The following is a 23,806-nucleotide window of genomic DNA, read 5'->3' as shown; positions in this document are numbered from 1 at the left end:
GTCCTGCCTCCTATTCTGCCGGGGTGGGCTCGGATACCGGCTCGGCGTCCTTCTTGTCGTCATCGCCCCCGAAGCGCCGGAGGATCCAGTTTCGGATCCGGTTGACTCCCTCCATCAGTCCGCCCGGCAGGAAGATCACGATGATCATGAAGAGCGCACCGAGCGTGAGGTGCCAGCCTTCGCCGACGAACAGGCTGGAGACCGACACGGCCACGTGTTGCAGGAACTCCGGCAGGAAGCTGAAGGCGTTCATCAGCACACCTTCGTTGAAGGCCGAGAAGATGTTCTCGAAGTACTTGATCGCGCCCGCGCCGATCACCGGACCGAGCAGTGTGCCTGCGCCGCCCAGGATGGTCATGAGCACGACCTCGCCCGACGCCGTCCACTGCATCCGTTCGGCGCCTGCGAGCGGATCGGTGACGGCCATCAGGCCGCCTGCGAGCCCGGCATACATGCCCGAGATCACGAAAGCCGCGAGCGTATAGGGCCGGGTGTTGAGACCGGTGTAGTTCATCCGGTTCTGATTCGACTTCACCGCCCGTAGCATCAGTCCGAAGGGAGAACGGAAAATGCGCATGGCGATGAAGAAGCAGATGATCAGCATCACCCCGCAGAAGTAGAAGCCGGGATAGCCGGTCATGCTGATGCCGAAGAGGTCGCTCGACGGCAGCACCGCGCCGTAGTCGCGCCCGAAGGCGGCGTCGAGCACCCGCGGGTCGGACTGTACGAGCTGCAGGCCGGTCTCGCCGTTGGTGATCGGCGTGAGTACCGAGTAGGCGAGGTTGTAACTCATCTGCGCGAAGGCGAGCGTCAGGATCGAGAAGTAGATACCCGACCGGCGCAGGGAGACATAGCCGACCAGTGCGGCGAACAGACCGCCCAGCAGGGTGGCGAAGATGATCGCCGGAACCGGGTTCATGCTGAACAGCTTGAAGGTCCAGACTGCGGTGTACGAACCAACGCCGAGGAAGGCGGCGTGACCGAAGGAGAGATAACCGGTTAGCCCGAAGAGGATGTTGAAGCCGAGTGCGAAGATTCCGAAGATCGCGAACTTCTGCAACAGATCCGGATAACCGGCACCCACCGGCTGCAGGATGATCGGACCCGCGAGCACGGCCGCGGAGAAGACGATGAGCAGGATCATGTCTTGGCGGGTCATCTTGAACATAGCCATGGTTCAGTGCTCCATCACGCCCTTGCGGCCCATCAGGCCACGGGGGCGGGTCAACAGGATCACGACTGCGATCAGGTAGATGATGATCTGGTCGATGCCGGGAAGGATGGCCTTCACTTCGTTCATCGAGGCGAAGCTCTGGACGATGCCGAGCAGGAAGCCCGCGGCAACGGCACCACCAAGCGAACCCATGCCGCCAACCACGACCACCACGAAGCTGAGGACGAGGAAGTCCATGCCCATGTGGTAGTCGGGACTGAGGATGGGTGTGTACATCAGGCCCGCAAGACCGGCGACGACGGCCGCCATGCCGAAGACGATGGTGAAGCGCCGATCAATGTCGATGCCGAGCAGGCCGACGGTTTCGCGGTCCGCCATGCCGGCGCGTACGACCATGCCGAAGGTCGTGAATTGCAGAAAGGCAAAGACCAGACCGATGATCGCCGCCGAGAAGAGGAAGTAGACTAGGCGCCATGCCGGGTAGGCCACGTTGCCGGCCTCAAGGCCGATCACGGTGCCGAAGTCGACCATGCCCCGGAGGATGTCGGGCGCAGGCTGCGGGATCGGGTTGGCACCGAATTGCGCCTTGACGATTTCCTGAATGACGATGGCGAGGCCGAAGGTCACCAGGATCTGTTCTGCGTGGGGCCGCTTGTAGAAGAAGCGAATGAGACCGCGCTCCATGGCGATGCCGATGGCAAGCATCACCGGAATGGCGATCAATATGGAAACTGGTACCGAGTACTGCAGAAGCGTCAGTCCGAAGTCACCGAACCAGGCCTCGACATAGGGCGTGCGGATCTCGACCGGCGTGCCCCAGGCGGTCAGCTGGTTCGGGTCTTCCACGACCTGCTCAAGGCTCAGCAGTGTCTTGACGGTGACGGCGCAGAAAGCACCCAGCATGAAGAGTGCACCATGGGCGAAGTTCACCACGCCCAGTGTGCCGAAAATGATCGTGAGCCCCAAGGCTATCAGCGCATAAGCGCCGCCCTTGTCGAGGCCGTTCAGGATCTGCAGAAGGATGGCGTCCATCGGTCAGGTCCCTCCGAAAAGGAGCCGGTCGCCCCCAGCACCTCGCCGGGGGCGACCGGATGTGGTCAACGGTTCAGCAATCAGGCGCCGTCGTTGTAGGGGCCAAGCTCGCCTTCAAAGAGATCGACCGGATATTCAACCGCCGAACGCGGCGTGATCTCGACGATCTCCAGCAGGTCGTATTCGGAGTTCGGGTTCTCCTTGCCCTTCACGACCAGCACATCTTTGAAGCACTGGTGGTCACCGGCGCGGTAGAGTGTCGGGCCGTTGCCGAGACCGTCGAACTCGAAGTCTTCGAGCGCAGCACCCACACCGGATGGACGGAAAGTACCGGCACGCTGGCAGGCGTCGGCATAGAGCAGCGTCTGGCAGTAGCAGGTGTGCGCGGCCTGGCTCGGCGGGAAGCCGTACTCCTGACCGAACGACTTGACGAAGGCCTGGCTGCCTGCGTCCTGCAGCGACCAGTGCCAGTTGGTCGAACCGAAGATGCCGGCCACGTTCTCGCCCGCGCCCTGAGCCATCAGGCGGCTGTAGAGCGGAACGACGATTGCGAAGTCCTCGCCGTTCACCTGCTTGTCGCGCAGGCCGAAGCTGACCGCCTGGGTCAGCGAATTGACCATGTCGCGGCCATAGTGGTTGAGCACCAGCACGTCGGCATCGGAGTTCAGAACCGGCGTGATGTACTGCGAGAAGTCACCGGCGCCGAGCGGCGTACGAACGGCCGCCTCGGTGTTCCAGCCGAGGTCCTCGGTGTACTTGATGATCGAACCTTCCTGGCTCCAGCCCCAGGTGTAGTCGGCGGTGAGGTGGTAGGCCGTCCGCTCATTACCGAAGGCCGCCTGGAGCACCGGTGCCAACGCGCGGCCCGACATCTCGGTGTTGAAGAAGTGGCGGAAGCCGTTCGCGCGGCGGTCCTTGCCGGTAGTGTCGTTGGAGTGGGTCAGGCCGGCCATGAAGATGACGCCAGCATCCTGGCAGAGGCCCTGCACGGCGATGGCGACGCCCGAGGATGAACCACCGGTGATCATCACCGCGCCGTCCTTCTCGATCATGCGCTTGGCGCTGGCGCGCGCGGCGTCCGACTTGGTCTGCGTGTCGCCCGTGACGAACTCGACCCGCTTGCCGTTGATCCCGTTGCCCTGCAGTTCCTTCGACGAGAAGGTGTTCAGCATACCGCCGTCGCCTTCGCCATTCAGATGCTTGACCGCCAGTTCATAGGCACGCAGCTCGTCCGCGCCCTCATCGGCGTAGGCGCCGGTCTGGGGCACGTTGAAGCCGAGCGTGACCGTGTCGCCGGTCGGCTCGTTCGTGTAACTCTGCGCCCAGCTTGGGGTCGTCAGAACGGCCGGCGCGGCGAGGCCGGTGCCTGCGATCGCGGAACCCTTCAGAAGGCCGCGACGGCTGATATCCAGTTTACGCATGTACAGTTCTCCCTTGTGCGTGTCCCCGAGAGGGCTCCGATGACCAGAGGCCCCTCCGGTTCGGTTGGCACGGATGTTCCGATAGCCGCGAAAACGATACGCTCTATCTGTCAAGAGGACAACAACTAATTGATATTACATTATTTTTCTGTCAATTTCTAACTGTCAACCGGAGTGTATTTGTCAATGATTGACTCTGTCGCGCCGCAAACCGCTGATTCCAAGAGTCTATCAGGTCCCGACCGTTCGATTGTCGGGAACCGGATCCGCCAGCGGCGGCGTGAGATGGGGCTGACGCAGGCCGCGCTTGCCCGCGAGGTCGGGATTTCCGCGTCCTATCTAAACCTGATCGAATGGAACAAGCGGCAGATCGCCGGCCCGTTGTTGCGCCGTACGGCCGAAGCGCTCGACCTCTCCCTCGACGAACTCGACGGGGCCGCCGAGCGGCGTCTTCTGGAGTCGCTGACCGAGATCGCACATCTCCCGCCGGTCGAGAACCTGGGCCCCGAGGTCCCGCGCACGGGCGAGCTCATCGGTCGTTTCCCGGGCTGGGCCCGCGGCATTGCCACCCTTGCCCGATCCGAGCGCGACGCCAGAAGCCGCGCGCAGGTTTTGTCGGATCGTCTGTCGAACGATCCCTTCCTCGAGGAGGTCGTGCACCGGATGTTGAGCCGCATCTCGGCCATTCGCTCATCGAGCGAGATCCTGACCGAGTTCCCCGACGCGCCAACGGAACGGCGCGACCGCTTCGTCTCGATCATCCATGAGGAAAGCCAGGTGCTGTCCGATGTCGGCGAGGCCTTGGCGGCCTATCTCCACAAGACCGACGATCCCGACAGAATCCTGACTCCGTTGGACGAAGCCGAAGCCTTCTTCGAGAACCGGCAGAATCACGTGGTGGCACTCGAGAAGGCCGTCACGGACCTCGACGCCGGCGTGCCTGATGGCTTCGAGGGCTCACGCTGGCAGCATGTCTCCGCCCTGGTCGACGATTGTCTCGACCGCACCATCACAGATCTGATCGACGCCGCACCGGAGATCGAGACGGCGGCGGCGCGCGGCCGAGCGGCACAGACGCTTCGGGACTATGCCGCATCGGCCGTGCTGATGCCCATGGAGCCCTTCATTGATCGGGCGCTCGGGTGCGGCTTCGATGTCGACGTGCTCGCGGACGCCTTTTCCGTCGACGTCGAACGTGTCTGTCATCGCCTGACATCGCTGCCGCCGGACCGAGACCTGCCGCGCTTCGGCTACTACCAGGCCAACGCCGCAGGTACGCTGATCGAGATGTATGGCCTTGAGGACCTTGCCGTGCCGCGTTACGCGTCGGCCTGTCCGCTTTGGGTGCTCTACCGCGCCCAGCAATCGCCCGAGGCGTTCATCCGCCAGCGGGTGCTTTTCCCGTCGGGTGCGCACTTTGTCTTTGTCGCTCGCGCCCGCAACGCCGGACCGTCGGGGTTCGGCAAGCCGCGTCACTATCTGACGGACATGATCGCCATGACCGAGGAGGATGCGAGCCAGACGGTCTATGGTCCTGACTCCGCGGTGCCGGTGGAGGAGGTGGGGCCGAGTTGCCGGCTTTGCCCGCGACACGCCTGTCCGCACAGGGTCGAGGACCCGTTGGCGGGCTGAACGGGGCATGAACGTTGCAAGTCCGCGGCAAGTCACGTCTAATCGTCGGCCAACTGCTCAATCGAACGCCAGACAGAACTGGCGGTGAAGGCGTGGGGGGCCATGACGAAACGTGTTCTGATCGCCGAGGACGAGCCCAACATCGTTGAGTCGCTCAGCTTTCTGCTTGAGCGGGCGGGCTACGACGTGGCGGTCGTCAGCGACGGCAAGAGCGCGCTCGACACGGCTCTGTCCGACACGCCCGATGTCATGATCCTCGATGTCATGCTGCCTGAACTGGACGGCTATGAGATCCTGCGCCGGGTTCGGGTCGACCAGAACGCCGGCAGGCTTCCCGTCCTCATGCTGACGGCGAAGGGTCAGAAGGAAGACCGCGAGACCGCACTGGCCTGCGGTGCCGACCTCTTCATCACCAAACCCTTCGCCAATTCCGACATCATCGAGGCGGTCGCCCAGCTCGCCGGCCGGTCGTCCGCTTGAGCATGGCCGACCGCCGCGATCCGCAGCGGTCGTCGCGCTCCGCACAGGATCGCTCCATCGTCCTGTTGCTGATCGGCCTCGTTCTGCTCATGCCGCCGCTCGGGGCGGCCTTTCTGCTGGACGGCCAACTGGCCAGCCTGCCGATCTCTCTGCTTTATGTCTTCGCTGTCTGGCTCGGCCTGATCGTGGGTACCGCGATGCTTTCCGGTCGGCTCTGGCGCAGCATCAAGACGACGGACGCTGATGACGAGGCGTAATGCTCTCCGTCGACCTCCTGTTCCTGGTTTGCATCGCCTATGTCGTACTGCTCTTCACAGTCGCTTTCGTGGTCGATCGGCGGACCCGCAAGGGCCCCATGCGCTGGCTGCATTCGCCGGTGATCTACACGCTGTCGATCTCGGTCTACTGTACGTCCTGGACGTTCTATGGTGCCGTGGGGTCGGCCGCACGCAACGGTCTTGAGTTCATCACGATCTACCTTGGACCGACGCTGGTGTTCGCCGGCTGGTGGTGGTTGCTGCGCAAGTTGGTGCGTATCGCCAAGGTGCACCGCACCACCTCGATCGCCGACCTGATCTCCTCGCGCTACGGCAAGAGTTCGAGCCTCGCCGTGCTGGTGACCCTGATCGCGCTGATCGCAACCACGCCCTACATCGCGCTGCAGCTCCAGTCGGTCACGCGCAGCTATCAGGTGATCTCCGGTACGTCCGACGAGGTCACGACGGCCTTCTGGATCGCCGCCGGCATGGCGCTGTTTACGATCCTCTTCGGTACCCGGAACCTGGATGCCAACGAGCGTCATCATGGTGTCGTGGCCGCCATCGCGCTCGAGGCTATCGTCAAACTCGCCGCGTTCATCGCGGTCGGCGTGTTTGCGGTCTATGTCCTGTCGGATGGCTTCGGCGATGTCTTCGAAGGCGTGTCCGAGGAGGCCATCCGCGGCGCAGGCGACATCTTCGGATCACGCTGGGTGACGCTGATGTTCCTGTCGGCAACGGCGATCATTTGCCTGTCGCGGCAGTTCCAGGTGACCGTGGTCGAGAACGTCGAGGAGCGTCATCTGGCGACGGCGTCATGGCTCTTCCCGCTCTACCTCTTCGGTATGACGGTCTTCACGCTGCCGATCGCGCTGGTCGGCCTGAAAACGCTGCCTGCAGGCGCCAACCCCGATCTCTATGTGTTGACGCTGCCGCTGTCCGAGGAACGGCACGAGCTTGCCCTTCTGGCGTTCCTGGGCGGGTTTTCGTCGGCTACGTCGATGGTCATTGTTGCTGCGATCGCCGTCTCGACCATGGTGTCGAACCACATCGTCATGCCCTTGGCTCTGCGTATCCTGTCCCGCGGCCGAGCCGTGAGCAGCGACGTGCGCAACCTGCTGCTGACCTCCAGGCGCGTCAGCATCGCGATCATCCTGGGGCTCGGATTCCTGTACTTCTACATCAAGGGCGGGTCCGACGCGCTTGCCGCCATCGGCCTGATCGCCTTTGTCGGTGTCGCGCAGTTCCTGCCGAGCCTGCTGGGCGGGCTGTTCTGGCGCGGCGCAACCCGCGTGGGCGCCTTGGCCGGCATGATCCTTGGCTTCCTGCTCTGGGCCTACACGCTCTTCCTGCCCAGCTTCGGGGGCGACTTCATTCTCAGTGAGGCGGTCATCGACAACGGGCCTTGGGCCATCGCCGCGCTGCGGCCCCGGGCGCTGCTCGGTCTCGACGGGATCGATCCGCTCGTGCATGCGGTGATCTGGAGTGTTGGTATCAACGCCCTGCTGTTTGTGGTGGTCTCGACCTTCACCTCCGCCGGCGCCCTGGAGCGCCTGCAATCCTCGCTCTTCGTCGACGTCTATCGCGCGACCGGAGGACAGGCCAGCGCCCTTGTCGCCGGTACGGCCGACATCGAGGCGCTGTTCGTTCTGGCCCAGCGCATCCTCGGGGCCGACCCGGCCCGTCGCCTGTTCGACGATATGGCGCGCAGTCAAGGGCGGTCGGGTTCGATGCCGGTGTCGACCGATGCGGTGGTGTCGCGGCTTGAGCGGGAGCTCGCAGGCTCGGTTGGCGCAGCGTCGGCGCACGCCATGGTCGCGCGGATCGCCGGACGCAAGACGGTCAGCATGACCGAGCTGATTGACATCGCCGACGAGACCCAGCAGCTCATCGAGACTTCGCGCCAACTCTCGGAAAAGTCCGACGAACTGGAACGCGCGGCACAGCAGCTGCGCGACGCCAACGACCGGTTGCGCGCACTCGACGTGCAGAAGGATGAGTTCCTCAGCCAGGTCAGCCATGAGCTGCGCACGCCGATGACCTCGATCCGTTCGTTCTCGGAGATCCTGATGGACGGCGGCCAGGTCGGCGCGGAGGAACGCGACCGCTTCCTCAAGATCATCCATGAGGAGAGTCTGCGTCTCACCCGTCTGCTCGACGAGATCCTCGACATCGGCAGGCTGGAGGCCGGAACGACCGACCTGTTGCTGGAGCCCGTCGACACCGAGGCCGCCGTGCGCGCGGCCTGCGACGCCGTCTCCGGGATGACGCGCAGCAAGAGAGTCGCGGTCGGCATCGAACCGGACGATGGCATGCTGCAGATCCGGGCCGACCAGGATAGGCTGCGCCAGGTGCTGATCAACCTTCTGTCCAATGCCGTGAAGTACAACACCGCCGAGGAACCGAAGGTCACCGTGCGCACCAGTTGCCCTGGCGACACCGTCTGGATTGATGTCGTCGATAACGGCGGTGGTGTGACACGGGACGATGCGACGGTCGTGTTCGAGAAGTTCGCGCGTGGCAGCCGCGCCGGTCGCGATCAGGGTGCCGGTCTCGGCCTGCCCATCAGCCGCGCCATCATGCGCGCCATGGGGGGCGACCTGACGATCGAGTTCACCAGCGAGGACGCCAGCTTCTTCCGCATCAAGATGCCCCGTTTCGCCGCCGCCGCCCGCTGACGTCATTTTCGAGCATGTCGACCCTGGTCCCCGCCGCGCGGCAGGGCTAGCCCGTATCAGCGAATGAATCCAGGAGGCGTTCGTGTGAGATGAAGACAACGGCGGGTTCGGGATTGATGTGGGTGTCGGAGATGTGGACGAGTTTCATGGCCGCTCTCATGCGAATGGGGACAGCATGATTATCGGCCCGTTCGATGACAGCAATCTGTCTTGTCTCGTCGGTGGCCGAGGCGGAAACTGAGGATATGAACATCGGCGCTACGGACACCCCGGTCGGACGCCTCGGCATCGTCGAGGAGAACGGCGCGATCACGAAGCTGCTCTGGCATGCGCAGGACCATGGCGAGCGCACGCCGGTGATCGAAGAGGGTCTGCGCCAACTGGGCGCCTTCTTTGACGGCGCGCGCGACCGCTTCGACCTGCCGTTGGCGCCGGCCGGCTCAGCCTTCCAGCAGCAGGTCTACGACGCGATGCTCGCGATCCCGAAGGGCGAGACCCGGACTTATGGCGATATCGCCGGCGACCTCGGTGTTCCGGCCCATCCGGTCGGCCAGGCCTGCGGCTCCAATCCGATCCCCGTGATCATTCCCTGTCACCGCGTGGTTGGCGCCGACGGGCTCGGCGGGTTCTCCGGCGACGGGGGCGTCGATATGAAGGTCGCTCTGCTCAAGCTCGAAGGCGCGTACTCGCTGCTGCTCTAGCCCTTCATTGTCATCCCTGACAGGGGAGCAACGCGACCGCGATCCGGAACCTCGACAGGTCAGGGCCTGTCGCTTGAGGTCCCGGCTCTCCGCTTCGCTTCTGCCGGGATGACAGATGTAGGGCGGGACCTACTTCACGAACGGCAGGTCCACGACCGTTCCGTGTCGTGCGCCGTCGGGTGTCTCGACAGTCACGGACGTGCCGGTATCCCAGTGCGCCTTTTCGATCATGGCGAAGCCGATGTTGGTCCCGAGATCGGGCGAGTGGGCCGCCGACGTCATCTGGCCGACCTGGCCGCTACCGCCGTGGACCGGCCATGCCTCGACGTTTGGCGGGCAGGTTTCGCCCTCGAAGGTGACACCCCGCATCATGCGCTGCGGGCCGCCGGCATCACGCCTGGTCTCCAGCGCCTTGCGCGCCATGAAGTCGATGGCGGCATTGAGATGGCAATAGCGCCCGAGCCCGCATTCGAACGGGTCGTGCTCGATCGTCATGTCGTTACCGTAAGAGTACAGCCCGCCCTCGATGCGTTCGATCAGGTTGGGGCAACCGGGTCCGACATCAAGGTCGCCACCTGCGGCGAACAGCGCGTCGTAGAGCGCCACGCCCTTCCCGGGGTTGTCGACATAGACTTCGAACCCGCCCTGTTTCGACCAGCCCGAGCGGGCGACGACAAACGGGTGCCCTTCGAACTCCAGCATTGCGAAGCGGAAGAAGCGAATGTCGCGAACGGCCTCGCCCAGGACACGGGCGGCCAGCTCATCCGACTTCGGTCCCTGGATGCCGAGCGGTCCGACATCCGGTTCGAAGACCGCAACGTCGAGGCCCATGCCGTAGGCCAGGCCCTTGGCCCAGAGCACGACATCGCTGTCGGCGACCGAAATCCAGAAGCGATCCTCGGCGAGCTTCAGGATCACGGGGTCGTTGATCATGCCGCCGTTTTCGTCGACCAGAGGTGCATAGGCACACTGGCCCACGACGATCTTGCTCATGTTCCGTGGGGTCATGAGTTGCACGAGGCGCGCCGCATCGGGGCCGACCACCTCGACCTGCCGTTCGCAGGCCACGTCCCAGACCTGAACGTGCTCCTTGAGGTGTCGATAGTCTTCCTCGACCGATCGGAAGGCCGTCGGCAGGAGCATGTGATTGTAGACGGTGAAACCCTTCACGCCCGCGTCGTAGACACGGGACGAAAGAGGCGTGCGGCGCGTGCGGCGCGACGCGGCGAGAATGGGTGCGGTCATCAGCCCTTCCAGTCGATCTGGCAGATTTCAGCAGATCGGCCCTCGAAATCCCAGACCCGAACGAAGGCGCTGACGCGGCCCTTGTGGCCTTCGCGACCATCATGTCGGGTCCCGTCGAGTATTGCGTATTGGTAACCTCGACTTCCTGGGTCTCGTCGGCGCGTTCGTCGATGAAGGCGGCGGCCGTCCAGTTGCTGCGCCCATGTTGCCGGGGATGTCCATCATCATGCCCACAGCCATCGGTGTCCACATGACCGCCAGGGAGGGAATCTCCTGACTCAGCGGAACGACCGAGCAGAACGCGATCCGGAAGCGGGCATCAAGGTGGGGTCCAGCGCGCCGAGTATGGGGCCGACCGGGTGCTTGAGGGCGAAGACATACAGCCTGAGCCATGCCACGAACGTCGCAGCAAAGAAGGCGTAATACCAAAGTGCGCTGATCAGAACCGATTGGCCCGGTTTCTCGATCCGATTGAGGTCATGCGCTCTGGGTCATTGATCAACCTGTTCCAGGCTTCGCAACAGTTCGCCACGATATCGACGACGCTGCCGTCGCGCTTGCGAAACAGAATCCCCGCGGCCGGATCGACAATCGCCTTTCTGGCCAGCAGCCGCCTCATCGTGCCGTCGGTCAGCACGGCGTCAGCGCCGAGGTCGCCGTGAGCAAGGCGCGACCGCGTCGGGATCAGTCGATGCCGTTCCCAATTCACAAGGAGTTCAGCAAAATCTGCGTGGCGGCAGAACAGAGCGGTGGTAGAAAGGGGCATGAGAGAGCCCGATCCTGTCGTGACAGACATGATCTCAGGTTATGCTGGCCAGGTGAGACAACCCCTCTCAACAAAAACCTTGTCCGGAATCGAGGAGCTTGGAGATTGTCATCATGAAAATGGACAGAGCAGAGTCTGCTTACCGTGTGCGGGTCGAGGCAGCGGAACAGGCGCGTCACAGACCCCACCCCGGGCATCAGGCAAACCCGGATGAAAAACGCTACGGCTTCGCCCATTATCTGATGAGCTTTACCAAGGGTCTGGAACATCGCAAGGACTTGGGTGTTGTCGCAGATCCCGCTCATTTCCAGGCTTTTCGCACCTGTATCGACGAAGGCTTTGCCGAACACTTCACCTCGAGTGTCTTTGTACCGACCAATCCGGTCTCGGGCCGGAAACTGGACCGCAGGCCATGGGAGGCCCCGACCGCCGGTATCGTCTACGACCTTGAAGGACCGGATGCACAGGCCGTCACCATGGCACCCGCACCGGAGCTTGGCAGCGACGAACTGACTTTTGAAATGGCCGAGGTCTATGAACTCGCCCTTTTGAGGGACGTCCCGCTGGCAAGCTTCAGCAAGGACGGCGGCAGTCATGACCCCGGGAACAAGGTTGACGCGTCCCTCAGCCGACTGAACGCTATGCGCTATGCCAAAGACGGCTTTAAGGGCCGACCGCGCAAAACCGGTGGCGGAGAATTGGATCGTCAAACGGTCTTCCGTGGCTCGTCACCGGGGGTCGAAAACGGGCCCTATGTATCGCAGTTCCTGTGGATCGGAAACAAGACGACGGCCGGGGGGTGTAAAGTTGACGTTGACAAAGGCTTCATCTCCTATGGTCCGCAGGTGATTGATCAGCGTGTGTCCATCGCCGAGGATGGCGATGATTACATGCAGACTTGGCAGGACTGGCTTGATGTTCAGGACGGTTACAAGGTCCAGGAGGACGGCATCGGCCAGAACCTGACTGACAATCGCCGCTTCATCAGAACACCGAGGGACCTTGCCACCTATGTGCATGTCGATGCACTTTATCAGGCTTATCTGAATGCGACCCTGATCCTGCTGGCCATGGGTACGCCCTTTGATCAAGGCTTTGCCAAGCTTTCGGGCATGCGCAGGATGTACGGGCCTCGCAACAGCGAGGGCACAGCGCGAAATGCCGGTGGCTTTGCGCTTTGGGGTGGGCCGCACATTCTGACCCTTGTGACGGAAGTCGCCACCCGCGCCCTTAAGGCTGTCCGGTATCAGAAGTTCAACAACCATCTGCGGCTAAGGCCGGAGGCGCTGGCCGCCCGCGTGACACGGGCCGAAGAGCTGGAAAAAGCGTTCCCCGGCCTGTGCGGGTGTCTTGCCAAAATGAGGGACGATCTCAATCGCAAGCCCGAGCCCGAGCCCGAGCCCGAGCCCGATCTTGATCTCGAAAGCACGTTGACTGAGATCGCCAAGTATAACTGGGAAAGTAACGAGGAAAATGAACGGAAAGACCCAGTGATAGACTCGCAGAAGGGGAACTATCTTCTGCCCATGGCCTTTGCCGAAGGCTCGCCGATGCATCCGTCCTATGGAGCCGGGCATGCCACAGTTGCGGGAGCGTGCACGACCATCGTCAAGGCCTTCTTCGACACCGGCACTGTTCTGGTCGGGAAGGAGCGCGATGAAAACAGCAATCCCGAATCAGTCGGCTTCAGATTCCCGGAAATCTCAAAAGGCGACAAAGCCGTTTACTACGAACCGAACGACGATGGTAGCGAACTCTGCAACAGGTGGGTTGAGGGTGAAGACCGTCCTTTGACGCTCGAGGGCGAGTTGAACAAGCTGGCGGCCAATATCTCGATCGGGCGGAACATGGCGGGTGTCCACTATTTCTCAGACTATTATGACAGCCTGCGCATGGGCGAGGAAATTGCCATCGGCATGCTGCAGGAACAGGCCATCTGCTACCCGACCGACGATTTTGTCCTGACGGTTCCGACATTCGACGGAAAACAGGTCCGTATCGGCGCGCGCTGATCATGCCAAACGGCTTGCGGGATTGTTTCCGCAACAGGCCGTCGAGCATACCGCCCCAGGAAACGTCGGCGCGATCGCGAACGGCTCGTCCGGAAGGCGGTCCGCCACGTCGGACGGGTCCGGATTGCCGTGAAGCCCGGCGTTGAGGTCGGCCATTGGCGGGTTGCCGCTGAAGCTCGGCGTGCCGTCGCCAGCCGCTCTGGCCGCCTTGAACTCGGCCAACTCGAACTGCTTGGGACAGGCACCTGAGATGCCCATGTTGTCCTTGGCCGTGACCGCCGGACAGGCGGCGCGAGCCATGCCGGCGGACAGCAGGAGCGCTGCGCCGCTGCCAAGCGAAAGTCGCTTCATGGGATGGATTCCCTTCTTGAAGCCATGCTTTGTTCACGCACGACTCGCAGGAGAGCCGCGCACTCAAGCATCTTGGGAGCCCACGATGACGGTTGGGGTTCGTTTGTGTGTCAGAAACATGAAGGCCTCCGTGCGCGGCGGCCTCTGTGAACAAGGTTGTCCATGAATGCAGGGTTCAGGCGCCGGAGGCATGTGCTCCGGCCGTGTCGCCGGCAAGCCGGCCAAAGACCGACCCCGACATCAGCCCGGTTCCACCGGGATAGTTGAAGTAGAAGATGCCGCCGACCAGCTCGCCCGCAGCATGGAGGCCGGGGATCGGCTGGAGGTCACGGTCCAGCACGCGGCCGGATGTATCCACCCGCAGGCCGCCGAAGGTGAAGGTGATGCCGCAGGTCACGGCGTAGGCCTCGAAGGGCGGCGTGTCGATCGTGTTGGCCCAGTTCGACTTGTGCACTGCGAGTCCCTCAGTACGGCGCCCGTCCTTGACGTTGGGATCATAGGGAATGTCGGTACGGACGGCGGCGTTGTAGGCCCTGACGGTCTCAAGCGCTCCCTCGGTATCGACGTCGTCGAGTCTTGCGCAGAGATCCTCCAGCGTGTCGGCGCTCACCCTGGTGATTTCCTTGATGCGGTACTCGGGCCGCAGCCGGTCGCTGACTTTGGCGTCGAAGACCTGCCAGGCGAACTGGCCCGGCTGCTCCAGGATCACACGGCCGTACCTGGCATAGGTGTAGTTGCGGAAGTCGGCGCCCTCGTCGACAAACCGCTCGCCCCGGGCGTTCAGCATGATACCCCAAGGGTAACTGTGCTTCTGGAAGTGGTCGCCGACCCCGAGATCGCCGAACTCCGGCGCATTCCGCTCCCAGCCCACGGCGTGGCAGCCCGACCAGTTACCGTAGGACGCGGCACCGATGTCGAGTGCCATGCGTATGCCTTCGCCGGTGTTGAAGCGGCTGCCGCGTACCTTGGCAAGGTCCCAGCCGGGGCCGAGGTAGCGTGTCCGCCATTCCGGGTTGGCTTCGAACCCACCGCTGGCGATCACGACGCACCTTGCCGTCACGGGACGCGTCATGCCGTCGTGGCGGACATGGACGCCGATGACCTTGCCGTCGTCGGTGATCAGTCCGTCGGCGCGAGCCCCATGGACGATGTCGATCGCCTCGCGGGCGGCCGACGCATTCCAGGCTTCGAGGAGGCCGGGGCCGCCGCCGCAGGCCTCGACGGTCAGGCCGCCCCAGAACTTGAAGCGGCCGTCCACCTTGAACGCCTGGCGCCCGTAGATCGGTGCGAATCGGATGCCTTTGGACTGCATCCACAGCATGGTCTCGCGGCTGCGTGTGACCAGCAGCTCGCAGAGATCAGGGTCGGTGCGGTACTCCGTGACGCGATACATGTCGTCGAAGAACCGGTCTTCCGTGTAGGTGCCGAAGTCGGTGGTCGCAAGCTCCTCGTCGGTCAGGTCGGGCATCAGTGCGACGAGATCATCGACACCGCGATAGGCAAAACGGATGGCACCCGCCGTGAAACGCGTGTTGCCGCCGGCCTCGTCCTCAGGCGCACGTTCCAGCACGGTGACCCTGCAACCGTGTTCGCGCGCGGCGTGGGCGGCGGCGAAGGCGGCGTTGCCTGCGCCGATGACAAGAACGTCGGTCTCTTCGGGAAGGCTGGTCATGGTGTCGATCCGGTGGGCCCAGACCATGGTTAGCCCGGCCAAACCGCAGGCTTCAAGAAATAGTCATGGTGCGAGAAGTATTCTGTGGCAGAAGGCAAATTTCATTTGTCAGCATGGATCGTCCGATGACCACGTTCAAGGCTGCGGTGTTCGATTGGGCAGGCACCATGATCGACTATGGCTCCTTCGCGCCCATGGGAGTTTTCGTCGAGGCCTTCGCCGAATTCGGCGTTGAGGTCACCGTTGATGAGGCGCGCACGCCCATGGGTATGCCCAAGTGGGATCACATCAACACCATGATGCAGGCCCCGCGTGTCGCCGAGCAATGGGCCGCCGTGCGTGGCAACCGTCCGACCCGCGACGACGTCGATGCGGTCCATGCCGTCTTCGTGCCGAAGAACGAGGAGGTTGTTGCGAAATACGCCACGCTGGTACCGGGCGCGGCCGAGATGATCGGCAACTTGCGTGGCCGCGGCATGAAGGTCGGTTCGACCACGGGCTACACGCGCTCGATCATGGAGCGTGTGCTGCCTGTCGCGGCGGCACAGGGCTACGAACCCGACAACCTGGTCTGCGCCGATGACCTGCCCGAATGCCGACCAGGGCCGCTCGGCATGTACAAGTGCTTCGTCGATCTCGTGGTCTATCCGCCCGAGGCCGTGATCAAGGTCGACGACACCGGGCCCGGCATCGCCGAAGGCGTGGCGGCAGGCTGCGTCACCGTGGGCGTTACGCTGTCGGGCAACTACGTCGGCAAGACGCCCGAGGAGGTTGCGGCCATGAGCGAGCAAGAGCTGGCACCGATGCGCAACCATGTTGCTGCCCAGCTTCGTGCGGCCGGCGCACAGCACATCATCGACACCGTTGCTGACCTGCCGGCGCTCATCGACAGTCTCGAAACGGCCTAGTCGTCGGCGATGGTCAGCAGGGGAGTGCCCGGCGCCGCCCTCCGGCCTCACCACGTGGCGGCAAGCCGTTCAAAGAAGGGCTTAACGGGCATGCAAGCTTCCGGTGCCAACGCCGTGTTTGCTGATGTCGCCGTGCGCCAGAGCATGGCGAGCGTGCTGATGATCGCCTCGGGCATGTTCATGAGGTTGAGACTGTCGCGCAGGGCCGGGAAGGTCAGCGGCAGGGTCACCGGTTCGGGGTGGCCCAGCACGTGACCAATGATGCGTCCGGTTCCGGGAAACGTCATGGCAATGTATGCGCCCTCAAGCGCAGCGCAGGACTGGAAAGCCCTGTTGAACACAGCCGTCCGTCGCTGGCGATCCGCACTGGCAGGCGAAACATACGGCATTGGTTTAGGGTGTACCCCATGGCGTGGCTGTAAGACGTCCATCAGGCCAAATAAAATCTGGACACTCCCCTTGACATACGACGTATGGTGCCACTATATGACGCGCATGACCACGAACCCGGCTATAAACGTTCTCCAGCGCGAGCGTGACGACACTGATCGTCAAATTTCCGATCTGACCGATGCTCTCAAGTCAGCAAAGGAAAAGCGCGAATCGCTTGTCAAGGCGCTTTCTGTTCTCACAGGCCAGACCGTTGCAGCAAGCACGTCACGAAATACGTCTCGCAAGAGGCCGAAGCTCAAAGAAGGAATTCTTGATCTGCTTTCGTCAGACGGTGCGGGGCTTGTGCCTGCAGAGGCTGCTCGTTTGCTGACAGAGAACGGTCGTGAGACCAAAAACACCACCGTTTCATCGATGCTTTCGTTGATGAAAAAAGAAGGCATTGTTATCAGGCGCGGGGGTAAGTGGTTCTTGTCGCATGGAGATACGTCACAACGGCCTGAAGCGGGGAAGCTTCCCCCAGAATCAGGCGGTGATGCATTTGCCGCGACAAAAGTCACCACAGCACAGGATTTGGCTCACAAGGTCACAAACGATCCTTCACAACCTCACCAGAATCCAGCACCTGCAGGGGCTGGAAAAACGGAAGCTGGAAGTGATGACGGCATTTCCAGACTTGCTGAAGACAACGACACAAAATGAAAGCAGCAGCCACGAAATCTTCAGCATCGAGGAAGGGTAAGGCGATCGATATGGTTGCTTGAGACCGGTCAGATCTCGCTGCACCACGACGACGCCTTCCACAGCTCACGACCCAACGCGTCGACCGACCGACGCTCGGCATGACAGTCTGCTGGATCAAACCGGCCATGCGACAGACCAAGTCGGACCGTGACTGGGCCCGTCACGTTTCGGACGAGGACCGGCATGGCAACGTTCTGCGGTTCGGGACGCCCGGAGTGTGATCCCGATCCGCCGCGCCTTTGTCGCACCGTTCCAGCTTTCCCTGATCGACGGCACCGGCGGTTTCGGCACGCCTGTGCAGCCGTAGGTGCGGTCGGGGCGAGTGCGGTGATGGTTGCCCTGGCGATCGGCGCGCGGCGTGTCCATGCGCTCGGCCGTCGCGTCATTGCTGTGACCGCGATGCCGGAGGGAAGTGCTGTCGATATCACGTTCACGTCCATCGAGGGCACCGACCCGGCTCCCGTCGAAGCCTTGCTGCGACACGTCCGTTCCAACGGCTCGTTCGTGAGCGTTGCGGTCACCGAACGCGTGGTGGCGGTCGATCTGCGGCTTGTTGTTTATAGTGACGTCACGATCCGTGTCTCGCTGTGGTTCGAACGGCAAGACATTGCCGCGTTGCCCGCCATGATCGCTTCGGGCGTGCTCGACCTCTCTGTCGTGTGTGTGCAAGACTTCGCGCTCGACGATGTCGCCGATGCGCTGCAGGTGGTTGCTGCAAGGCCCAGCGCGCTTGAGCAGGTCGTCCTGCGTTGCAGCGACTGAGTGGCGGACCCGGCGTGTGGCATGACAGATAATGGCGATCCATGTCCACGGGGGGCCGGTGGAGATGGCCTGCACCTGTCAGCTCTTTGATGTGGCGGGCGCAGTCGATTCTGGACTCCAGTGTCGTTCGCATTGGGACTGACGACGGCCTGATGGGCCGGGGCGCGTTCTGTCCGTTCGGGCACCGGTACGCCGAGGCCTGCCGTGCCATGCGACGCCAACTGCGATCTGTCATGGCGTCTGGTATCCGCCGGAATTCAACCGGGCGTACCTTGTCGAAGGCGGTGTGGTGCTGGAGGCTGGCCACATTCGACGCACCGGGGTTCGGCGTCGAGCCGGACCGTGCCTTGCTGAGCGAACCCGTCGCCGTCTTTTCCTGAGGGAGCAATCCGCCATGGCCCACAACGTGCTTTTCATCTGCTCCGACCAGCACTGGCGCGACACGGCGGGTTGTTACGGCCACGAGCTCGTTCAGACACCCAACATCGACCGGCTGGCAGCCCGGGGCACGGTGTTCGACAAGGCCTACTGTGCCGGACCGATCTGTGTTTCGACCCGGGCCAGCATGCAGACCGGCCGCTGGGTCCATCAGCTCGGCACCTGGTCGAGCGCGGAGCCCTACACCGGCTGCGTCAGGGGCTGGGGTCATCGCTTGCAGGACGAGGGCCGCGCTTCGGTTTCGATCGGCAAGCTCCACTTCCGCTCGACCGAGGACAACAACGGGTTCGGCGAGGAGATCATCCCGGTCCATGTGCTCAACGGCACGGGCTTCACGTCATCGATGGTGCGTGATCGCGACTGGCCTTACCCCAGCAACGACGACTTTGCCAACGACATCGGCCGCGGCGAGTCGCGCTACACCAAGTATGATCGTCAGGTGTGCGAGCTCTCATGCGATTGGCTGACCGATGTCGCGCCGAAGCTCGACCAGCCCTGGACGCTGTTCTGTTCGTTTGTCGCGCCGCACCATCCCATCGTTGCACCGAACGAGTTCTACGATCTCCATGACCGGGACCGAATCGACATGGCGCGACTGCGGGCCGAAGGCGAACGACCGGACCACCCGGTGATCGACGTCCTGCGCATCGTCTGGAACTACGACGACCATGTCCGGGACGAGGAGCACATCCGCGAGATCAGGCTGAGCTACTATGGCTATGTCTCGTTCCTCGACCACAATATCGGCCGCGTGCTCGATGCGCTCGAAGCCTCAGGCCAGGCGGAGAACACGCTGATCATCTACACCAGCGATCACGGCGAGATGCTGGGCAACCATGGCATGTGGGCCAAGATGAACATGTATGAGGAGTCATCGGCAATTCCGCTGATCGCCGCTGGACCCGGCATCCCCTCGGGCGCCCGCTGTGATGCGCCGGCCTCCCACGTCGACCTGCATCAGACCATCCTCGGTGCGCACGACCTGCCGCTCACGGCCGAAGACGGCGGGCTGTCGGGCATCGCGCTGGCGGACCTGATCGCGGGCGATTACAGCGAACGTGGCGTACTCAGCGAGTATCACGAGACCGGTGCGATCACCGGCATGTTCATGCTGCGCTGGCGGAACTGGAAGCATGTTGCCTATCCCGGCTACCCGCCCCAGCTCTTCGATATGGATGCCGACCCCATCGAGGCGCACGACCTCGGCCGCGATCCCTCATACGCCGACACGATCGCTGCCTGCGACGCAAAGCTGCGCGAGATCGTCGACTACGAGGCGGTCAACGCCCGGTGCTTTGCCGAGCAGGGCGCCAGGATCGCCGCGCTCGGTGGGCGCGATGCCGCGCTTGCCGACGGCGATCATGCCTATACGCCGATGCCCGATGTCGGCTGATTGCCGTCGAGCCTGGCTGTCGAAGTCGGGGTGCTTGCTGAGCGACAGCAGAACGCTGAGGTGGCGCCGGGCCTTCAGTACGGCCGTGTGAATCAGATGTCCGGCCTCGTTGGTCGGATCGTCGCCTTCCAGCGCAGTGCCGTCGAAATCGACCTTGAGCGGCGAGGACGTCGTGATCTCTACAACGAAAGGGCCGGGTATCGCCACCCGGCCCTCGTTCAAACGGTTGCGGTCGGCTTACGAGCCGGACATCATGGCTTTGTCCACATAGGGCTGCCACGTGTCCGGATTGCTGTCGATCCACTCGCGGGTGACCGCCATCAGGTCCTCACCGTCGTTGTCGATCAGGCCCATCATGTACTCCTGATCGGCGTTGCCGATGCGGAAGCTTTCGATGAAGCGGGTGGCGATGGGCCACTCGTCGGCCATGCCTGGCCAGCCGGCCTTGAACACGCGCGGCTTCTGCAGGCTGTATTTCTCGACGAGGTCCTGCGGCATGTTGACCCACTCGACGTCATGGGCGAAGAGCGACCAGTGCGGTGCCCAGAACATCATGACCAGTGCCGACTGCCGTTCGACCGACGAGTTCAGCTCGGCGATCAGGGCACCTTCCGAACCGGCCGGCACGACCTCGAAGGGCAGGCCTTCCTCGCGGACGAGATCACCGCCGCGGCTGCGCCACTCGGCCGGATAGTCGAGATAACGGCCGTTGGGGAAGGTCTCGGCCGTTGAGAAAATCCCGGCGCAGCCGATGAAGGCGTCCCAATCGGGCAGGCCCGGGCACAGTTTTTCGACGTGCTTCGGATAGAGCCAGCCTTCGCGCGCGTCGATGCCGACATCACCGAGATCGACGACCTTGCCTTCCGCGATCAGCTTCGGATAGAGCTCACCGAGGTTGTTGTCCCAGACCTCGGGCGAATAGGTCACATCGCCGTCGGCGATACCCTGTGCGGCTGCCAGGAAGCCGATCGTGACGTATTCGACGTTGTAGCCCATGTCCTCAAGGATCTGGCCTGTGACGGCGGCATTGATCGTCGCACCCGTCCAATTGTGCATCGGAATGACGATCGGGCGTTCGCTTTCCGGCACGTCCGCCGTTGCGGTGCCCGTGGCACCGAACGCCAGTGCGACACCTGCGACGGCACCAAGCAATTTCTTGCTGAAAGCTCCCATTTGGGCCCTCCGTTGAGTTGATTGGACATTCCTATGGACATTCCTGTCGGCCGCCTTGCCTAGCTTGGCGACTCGTTCGACCCGCAATTCTGCTCGATCATGCCGCAAGCCTGCCCCGCAATTCACGGGAATGCAAGTCCTGGATGAGAGAGGTTCCCAGACGGCAAGCGCAGCCTTGTCGTCGTCCCGGACCCCGAACCTGCCGTCGACGCGCTCGGGGTCGGCACCCTTCTCGGCGAAGTCGTACGCCGTGTGTCGTGCCACGCCCGGTGCGATTGGCGTCATGCCGGGAAAGAGCTGGAACGAGGTGTGGTTGTCTGCGGTCAGCCGGTTGCTGCCGTCGTCGGCCAGAGCCTTGAGGATACAGGATCGGCATCCGGCGCGTTCGCCAGCGTGCCGTCGAGGTTGCAGGCCCAGGCGTGATAGCGGCAGACCAGACGCAGGCATTTCGACGGGTCGCGCTCTACCGACGCGAAAAAAATGAGAAGGGAATGTCATGCGCTGGATTGTGGCTGCCCGTTGGACCATAGCCCGACCATGGCCGGGCTATGGCTGGGCCTTTAGCGCTGAATCGACCGGACCCGCGACCCGCGTCAAACCGGTCGGTCAACGCCCGGGCGGGCAGGACCTGACAGGGCTGTCGCTGGAACGCCTCTTATCGAACCGACGCCCGCCGGTCAGTCGAACCGTGCTTCGTTCAGTGTCCGGAACACGTCATGATTGCGCACCGCTTCGTTGCTTTCGGCAAGATCAGCGGCGAGCCTGCCGTCTTCGGTCTGCGCCCTGATGTCGGCCCCGGCGTCGATCAGGGCCTTCACGGTCTCCGCTGTGCCTAACCATGCAGCCCCGTGCAGCGGTGTCGCTCCGTCTTCGTCCCGCGCCGCGATATCGGCCCCGGTGGCGATGCAGCGTTCCACGGCCGGCAGGTCCGCGCCGTCCCAGAACGCCCTTTCCGTCCAGTCGCATCCGTCGGTCTGCGCCCCGGCCTGACCGGCCAGGACAGCGTTGCCAGGATTGCGCCCGCGAGCCCGTGGCGGGTCATGCCGCGGCCTCCGGCACGATCGGGGTGCCGCGCCCGGCGCGTTTGTCCAGCCGTGCCGGCACGGCCAGAGGCTGGGCAAGGGGCAACCCCGCCGATCCCATGGCCTCGGGTGCCGGGGCGCTCCGAACGCCCGCCCCGGCCTACCCTTGCTTCACGCCATGCCCACAGCCGCTTGCCGAGTTTCCGCGTGTCCATAGCGGTTTCTTCCCTGAAAGAGTGGCTATCGTTTCATGGTTTCCGATAGCACATCGTCTGACCGTCGCGCCACGCCTTCCTGTGTCCGGTCGCGGGCTCCGCGACCGGACCCGCTAGCCCGGTCCGCCGCGCCCGATGGCCCTGACGTGGCGGCACCGCAAGCCCACCCTGGCGAAGACGTGGTTGTGTCGGACGTCGCCCGCTGGCGACGGAACGGAATGCCGGACCCGCTGGCCCCACCCTTGTCGAACCGACGCCGGCCGGTCAGTCATACCGCGCCTGGTTCAGCGTCCAGAACACGGGATGATTGCGCACCGCTTCGTTGTCTTCGGCAAGATCGACGGCGAGCGTGCCGGCTGCGGACCGCGCCCCGATGTCTGCCCCGTCGTCTGCACAGCCCCCAGAATCAGGGGGAACCGGGGGGATGGCCTAAAATCCGGGCCAAGAGGATGTTCAGGAAATAACTTGCGTAAAATAGTTTGACATAATCACGGCCATATAACTATATTCAAAATTCGTAACAAACTCCAGAGGAGTAACTAACGATGTCGAAGAAAACAATTACAGAATCCGTAACGGCTGCTGACGGAAGCGACTGGACGGAAAAGGCGTTCTGGCAAGGCGCGAGCTTGTCGGACGTGGAACGCCGCATAGACGCCGGTGACGACGTGAATGCGCGTAACAAAGACGGAGAGACACCGCTGCACTGGGCGGCGGGTGGCGGCAAAACGAGACGGGCTAACCACCATTGAGGCACGAACCGTGCGCAACCATCCCGTGTTCTGGGCGCTGAACAAAGCACGGCTTCACTGACTGCCAGCAACGCAGACCCCCGCACCTAACCATGGGTGCGGGGGTTTAACTAATCAACCAAAGGAGTACCTATGTCTTTACACCAAGCAATAATGGGCGGCGCTACTGGCCCAGACATACAGAAGCGCATCGACGATCAGGGCCTGTACGGCCTCCGCTGTGTCTAACAATGCCGCCAAGTGCAGCGGTGTATATCCGCACCGTATTGCGCCTCGATGTCGGCCTTGGCGTCGATCAGGGCCTTCACGCTCTCCGCTGTGCCAAAACCCGCCGCCACGTGCAGCGGTGTCAATCCGTCTTCATCCCGCGCCTCAATGTCGGCCCCAGAAGAGACGCAGCGTTCCACGTCCGCCACACTCGCATTGTCCCAGAACGCTTCGTCCGTCCAGTTACACCCGCTAGTCTGCGCCCCGGCCTGACCGACAAGCATCAGCGTTGCCAGGATTGCGCCCGCGAGCCCGTGTCGGGTCATGCTGCGTCCTCCGGCACGATCAGGGTGCCGCGCCCGGCGCGTTTGTCCAGCCGTG

General features: G+C 63.2%; 22 protein-coding genes. 11 read left to right on the top strand and 11 right to left on the bottom strand.

The features are described from left to right. Positions 1 to 10: 10 nt before the first annotated feature. The 3 genes from GDA49_02240 to GDA49_02230 form a co-directional block, all read right to left on the bottom strand. Positions 11 to 1,168 (bottom strand): branched-chain amino acid ABC transporter permease, encoded by a 1,158-nt coding sequence (locus GDA49_02240; GenBank protein ID MBC6439238.1) that lies wholly within the window; start codon positions 1,166 to 1,168, stop codon positions 11 to 13. A 9-nt stretch (positions 1,169 to 1,177) separates the two neighbouring features. Then, positions 1,178 to 2,206 carry a branched-chain amino acid ABC transporter permease gene (locus GDA49_02235; GenBank protein ID MBC6439237.1) on the bottom strand — a complete coding sequence of 343 codons (1,029 nt, stop codon included), beginning with the start codon at positions 2,204 to 2,206 and terminating at the stop codon, positions 1,178 to 1,180. An 80-nt stretch (positions 2,207 to 2,286) separates the two neighbouring features. Next, positions 2,287 to 3,627 carry a substrate-binding protein gene (locus GDA49_02230; GenBank protein MBC6439236.1) on the bottom strand — a complete coding sequence of 447 codons (1,341 nt, stop codon included), beginning with the start codon at positions 3,625 to 3,627 and terminating at the stop codon, positions 2,287 to 2,289. 285 nt (positions 3,628 to 3,912) lie between these two features. On the opposite strand from GDA49_02230, the gene GDA49_02225 reads away from it, so the two are divergent. The 5 genes from GDA49_02225 to GDA49_02205 all read left to right on the top strand — a co-directional run bounded on the left by GDA49_02225 (position 3,913) and on the right by GDA49_02205 (position 9,375). Continuing rightward, entirely contained in the window at positions 3,913 to 5,259 is a 1,347-nt protein-coding gene (locus GDA49_02225) for a DUF2083 domain-containing protein (protein MBC6439235.1), read from the top strand. A gap of 102 nt (positions 5,260 to 5,361) precedes the next feature. Continuing rightward, positions 5,362 to 5,739 (top strand): response regulator, encoded by a 378-nt coding sequence (locus GDA49_02220; GenBank protein MBC6439234.1) that lies wholly within the window; start codon positions 5,362 to 5,364, stop codon positions 5,737 to 5,739. Beyond that, complete coding sequence (locus tag GDA49_02215; protein MBC6439233.1) at positions 5,736 to 5,996, top strand: hypothetical protein; 261 nt, start codon at positions 5,736 to 5,738, stop codon at positions 5,994 to 5,996. The genes GDA49_02220 and GDA49_02215 overlap by 4 nt, the downstream gene beginning before the upstream one ends. Beyond that, positions 5,996 to 8,674, top strand: coding sequence for a sodium:solute symporter (locus tag GDA49_02210; protein ID MBC6439232.1), 2,679 nt, complete (start codon positions 5,996 to 5,998; stop codon positions 8,672 to 8,674). Before GDA49_02215 ends, GDA49_02210 begins: the two co-directional genes overlap by 1 nt. Before the next feature lie 245 nt (positions 8,675 to 8,919). Further along, positions 8,920 to 9,375 (top strand): methylated-DNA--[protein]-cysteine S-methyltransferase, encoded by a 456-nt coding sequence (locus GDA49_02205; GenBank protein ID MBC6439231.1) that lies wholly within the window; start codon positions 8,920 to 8,922, stop codon positions 9,373 to 9,375. A 129-nt stretch (positions 9,376 to 9,504) separates the two neighbouring features. On the opposite strand, the gene GDA49_02200 is transcribed toward GDA49_02205, so the two are convergent. Further along, positions 9,505 to 10,620 (bottom strand): dimethylsulfoniopropionate demethylase, encoded by a 1,116-nt coding sequence (locus GDA49_02200; GenBank protein ID MBC6439230.1) that lies wholly within the window; start codon positions 10,618 to 10,620, stop codon positions 9,505 to 9,507. Positions 10,621 to 11,059: 439 nt separating this feature from the next. Continuing rightward, entirely contained in the window at positions 11,060 to 11,257 is a 198-nt protein-coding gene (locus GDA49_02195) for a hypothetical protein (protein MBC6439229.1), read from the bottom strand. A 242-nt stretch (positions 11,258 to 11,499) separates the two neighbouring features. On the opposite strand from GDA49_02195, the gene GDA49_02190 reads away from it, so the two are divergent. Beyond that, positions 11,500 to 13,398 (top strand): vanadium-dependent haloperoxidase, encoded by a 1,899-nt coding sequence (locus GDA49_02190; GenBank protein MBC6439228.1) that lies wholly within the window; start codon positions 11,500 to 11,502, stop codon positions 13,396 to 13,398. On the opposite strand, the gene GDA49_02185 is transcribed toward GDA49_02190, so the two are convergent. Together GDA49_02185 and tcuA are read right to left on the bottom strand one after the other, a co-directional pair. Continuing rightward, the gene (locus tag GDA49_02185; GenBank protein ID MBC6439227.1) at positions 13,399 to 13,749 is read right to left on the bottom strand and encodes a hypothetical protein; all 351 of its coding nucleotides are present in this window, start codon (positions 13,747 to 13,749) and stop codon (positions 13,399 to 13,401) included. Between the two features lie 175 nt (positions 13,750 to 13,924). Next, positions 13,925 to 15,421, bottom strand: a complete 1,497-nt coding sequence (tcuA, locus tag GDA49_02180; protein MBC6439226.1) for an FAD-dependent tricarballylate dehydrogenase TcuA — start codon at positions 15,419 to 15,421, stop codon at positions 13,925 to 13,927. Between the two features lie 125 nt (positions 15,422 to 15,546). Between tcuA and GDA49_02175 the strand changes: the two genes are divergently transcribed. Then, positions 15,547 to 16,329, top strand: coding sequence for a phosphonoacetaldehyde hydrolase (locus tag GDA49_02175; GenBank protein MBC6439225.1), 783 nt, complete (start codon positions 15,547 to 15,549; stop codon positions 16,327 to 16,329). Between the two features lie 47 nt (positions 16,330 to 16,376). Here the strand turns inward: GDA49_02175 and GDA49_02170 are convergent, their stop codons facing one another. Continuing rightward, positions 16,377 to 16,616 (bottom strand): hypothetical protein, encoded by a 240-nt coding sequence (locus tag GDA49_02170; protein ID MBC6439224.1) that lies wholly within the window; start codon positions 16,614 to 16,616, stop codon positions 16,377 to 16,379. A 199-nt stretch (positions 16,617 to 16,815) separates the two neighbouring features. On the opposite strand from GDA49_02170, the gene GDA49_02165 reads away from it, so the two are divergent. From GDA49_02165 to GDA49_02155, 3 genes are all read left to right on the top strand, one after another. After that, positions 16,816 to 17,421, top strand: coding sequence for a hypothetical protein (locus tag GDA49_02165; protein MBC6439223.1), 606 nt, complete (start codon positions 16,816 to 16,818; stop codon positions 17,419 to 17,421). Between the two features lie 372 nt (positions 17,422 to 17,793). Further along, positions 17,794 to 18,225 (top strand): hypothetical protein, encoded by a 432-nt coding sequence (locus GDA49_02160; protein MBC6439222.1) that lies wholly within the window; start codon positions 17,794 to 17,796, stop codon positions 18,223 to 18,225. 394 nt (positions 18,226 to 18,619) lie between these two features. Continuing rightward, a complete protein-coding gene (locus tag GDA49_02155; protein ID MBC6439221.1) occupies positions 18,620 to 20,056 on the top strand; it encodes a sulfatase-like hydrolase/transferase in 1,437 nt (478 codons plus the stop codon). 237 nt (positions 20,057 to 20,293) lie between these two features. On the opposite strand, the gene GDA49_02150 is transcribed toward GDA49_02155, so the two are convergent. Then, the gene (locus tag GDA49_02150; protein MBC6439220.1) at positions 20,294 to 21,229 is read right to left on the bottom strand and encodes an ABC transporter substrate-binding protein; all 936 of its coding nucleotides are present in this window, start codon (positions 21,227 to 21,229) and stop codon (positions 20,294 to 20,296) included. A 677-nt stretch (positions 21,230 to 21,906) separates the two neighbouring features. After that, positions 21,907 to 22,350, bottom strand: a complete 444-nt coding sequence (locus GDA49_02145) for an ankyrin repeat domain-containing protein (GenBank protein ID MBC6439219.1) — start codon at positions 22,348 to 22,350, stop codon at positions 21,907 to 21,909. Positions 22,351 to 23,011: 661 nt separating this feature from the next. On the opposite strand from GDA49_02145, the gene GDA49_02140 reads away from it, so the two are divergent. After that, positions 23,012 to 23,218: a hypothetical protein gene (locus tag GDA49_02140; GenBank protein ID MBC6439218.1), complete on the top strand. Its 207-nt coding sequence runs from the start codon at positions 23,012 to 23,014 to the stop codon at positions 23,216 to 23,218. 224 nt (positions 23,219 to 23,442) lie between these two features. Here the strand turns inward: GDA49_02140 and GDA49_02135 are convergent, their stop codons facing one another. After that, positions 23,443 to 23,751 carry an ankyrin repeat domain-containing protein gene (locus GDA49_02135; protein MBC6439217.1) on the bottom strand — a complete coding sequence of 103 codons (309 nt, stop codon included), beginning with the start codon at positions 23,749 to 23,751 and terminating at the stop codon, positions 23,443 to 23,445. Positions 23,752 to 23,806: the final 55 nt, after the last annotated feature.

The organism is Rhodospirillales bacterium (genome assembly GCA_014323865.1).
Classification (GTDB): domain Bacteria; phylum Pseudomonadota; class Alphaproteobacteria; order SP197; family SP197; genus SP197.
Note: the sequence above shows the minus strand (reverse complement) of the source record. Positions and strands in the feature narration are given on the sequence as shown.

Bases quoted from the DNA above. Each gene is read 5' to 3' on its own strand.
- GDA49_02235 (MBC6439237.1), bottom strand. From the start codon at position 2,206: ATGGACGCCATCCTTCTGCAGATCCTGAACGGCCTCGACAAGGGCGGC.
- GDA49_02140 (MBC6439218.1), top strand. From the start codon at position 23,012: ATGTCGAAGAAAACAATTACAGAATCCGTAACGGCTGCTGACGGAAGC.
- GDA49_02240 (MBC6439238.1), bottom strand. From the start codon at position 1,168: ATGTTCAAGATGACCCGCCAAGACATGATCCTGCTCATCGTCTTCTCC.
- GDA49_02165 (MBC6439223.1), top strand. From the start codon at position 16,816: ATGACGCGCATGACCACGAACCCGGCTATAAACGTTCTCCAGCGCGAG.
- GDA49_02150 (MBC6439220.1), bottom strand. From the start codon at position 21,229: ATGGGAGCTTTCAGCAAGAAATTGCTTGGTGCCGTCGCAGGTGTCGCA.
- GDA49_02220 (MBC6439234.1), top strand. From the start codon at position 5,362: ATGACGAAACGTGTTCTGATCGCCGAGGACGAGCCCAACATCGTTGAG.
- GDA49_02210 (MBC6439232.1), top strand. From the start codon at position 5,996: ATGCTCTCCGTCGACCTCCTGTTCCTGGTTTGCATCGCCTATGTCGTA.
- GDA49_02185 (MBC6439227.1), bottom strand. From the start codon at position 13,749: ATGAAGCGACTTTCGCTTGGCAGCGGCGCAGCGCTCCTGCTGTCCGCC.
- GDA49_02225 (MBC6439235.1), top strand. From the start codon at position 3,913: ATGGGGCTGACGCAGGCCGCGCTTGCCCGCGAGGTCGGGATTTCCGCG.
- GDA49_02190 (MBC6439228.1), top strand. From the start codon at position 11,500: ATGAAAATGGACAGAGCAGAGTCTGCTTACCGTGTGCGGGTCGAGGCA.
- GDA49_02230 (MBC6439236.1), bottom strand. From the start codon at position 3,627: ATGCGTAAACTGGATATCAGCCGTCGCGGCCTTCTGAAGGGTTCCGCG.
- GDA49_02200 (MBC6439230.1), bottom strand. From the start codon at position 10,620: ATGACCGCACCCATTCTCGCCGCGTCGCGCCGCACGCGCCGCACGCCT.
- tcuA (MBC6439226.1), bottom strand. From the start codon at position 15,421: ATGACCAGCCTTCCCGAAGAGACCGACGTTCTTGTCATCGGCGCAGGC.
- GDA49_02175 (MBC6439225.1), top strand. From the start codon at position 15,547: ATGACCACGTTCAAGGCTGCGGTGTTCGATTGGGCAGGCACCATGATC.
- GDA49_02160 (MBC6439222.1), top strand. From the start codon at position 17,794: ATGGTTGCCCTGGCGATCGGCGCGCGGCGTGTCCATGCGCTCGGCCGT.
- GDA49_02205 (MBC6439231.1), top strand. From the start codon at position 8,920: ATGAACATCGGCGCTACGGACACCCCGGTCGGACGCCTCGGCATCGTC.
- GDA49_02170 (MBC6439224.1), bottom strand. From the start codon at position 16,616: ATGACGTTTCCCGGAACCGGACGCATCATTGGTCACGTGCTGGGCCAC.
- GDA49_02155 (MBC6439221.1), top strand. From the start codon at position 18,620: ATGGCCCACAACGTGCTTTTCATCTGCTCCGACCAGCACTGGCGCGAC.
- GDA49_02135 (MBC6439217.1), bottom strand. From the start codon at position 23,751: ATGACCCGACACGGGCTCGCGGGCGCAATCCTGGCAACGCTGATGCTT.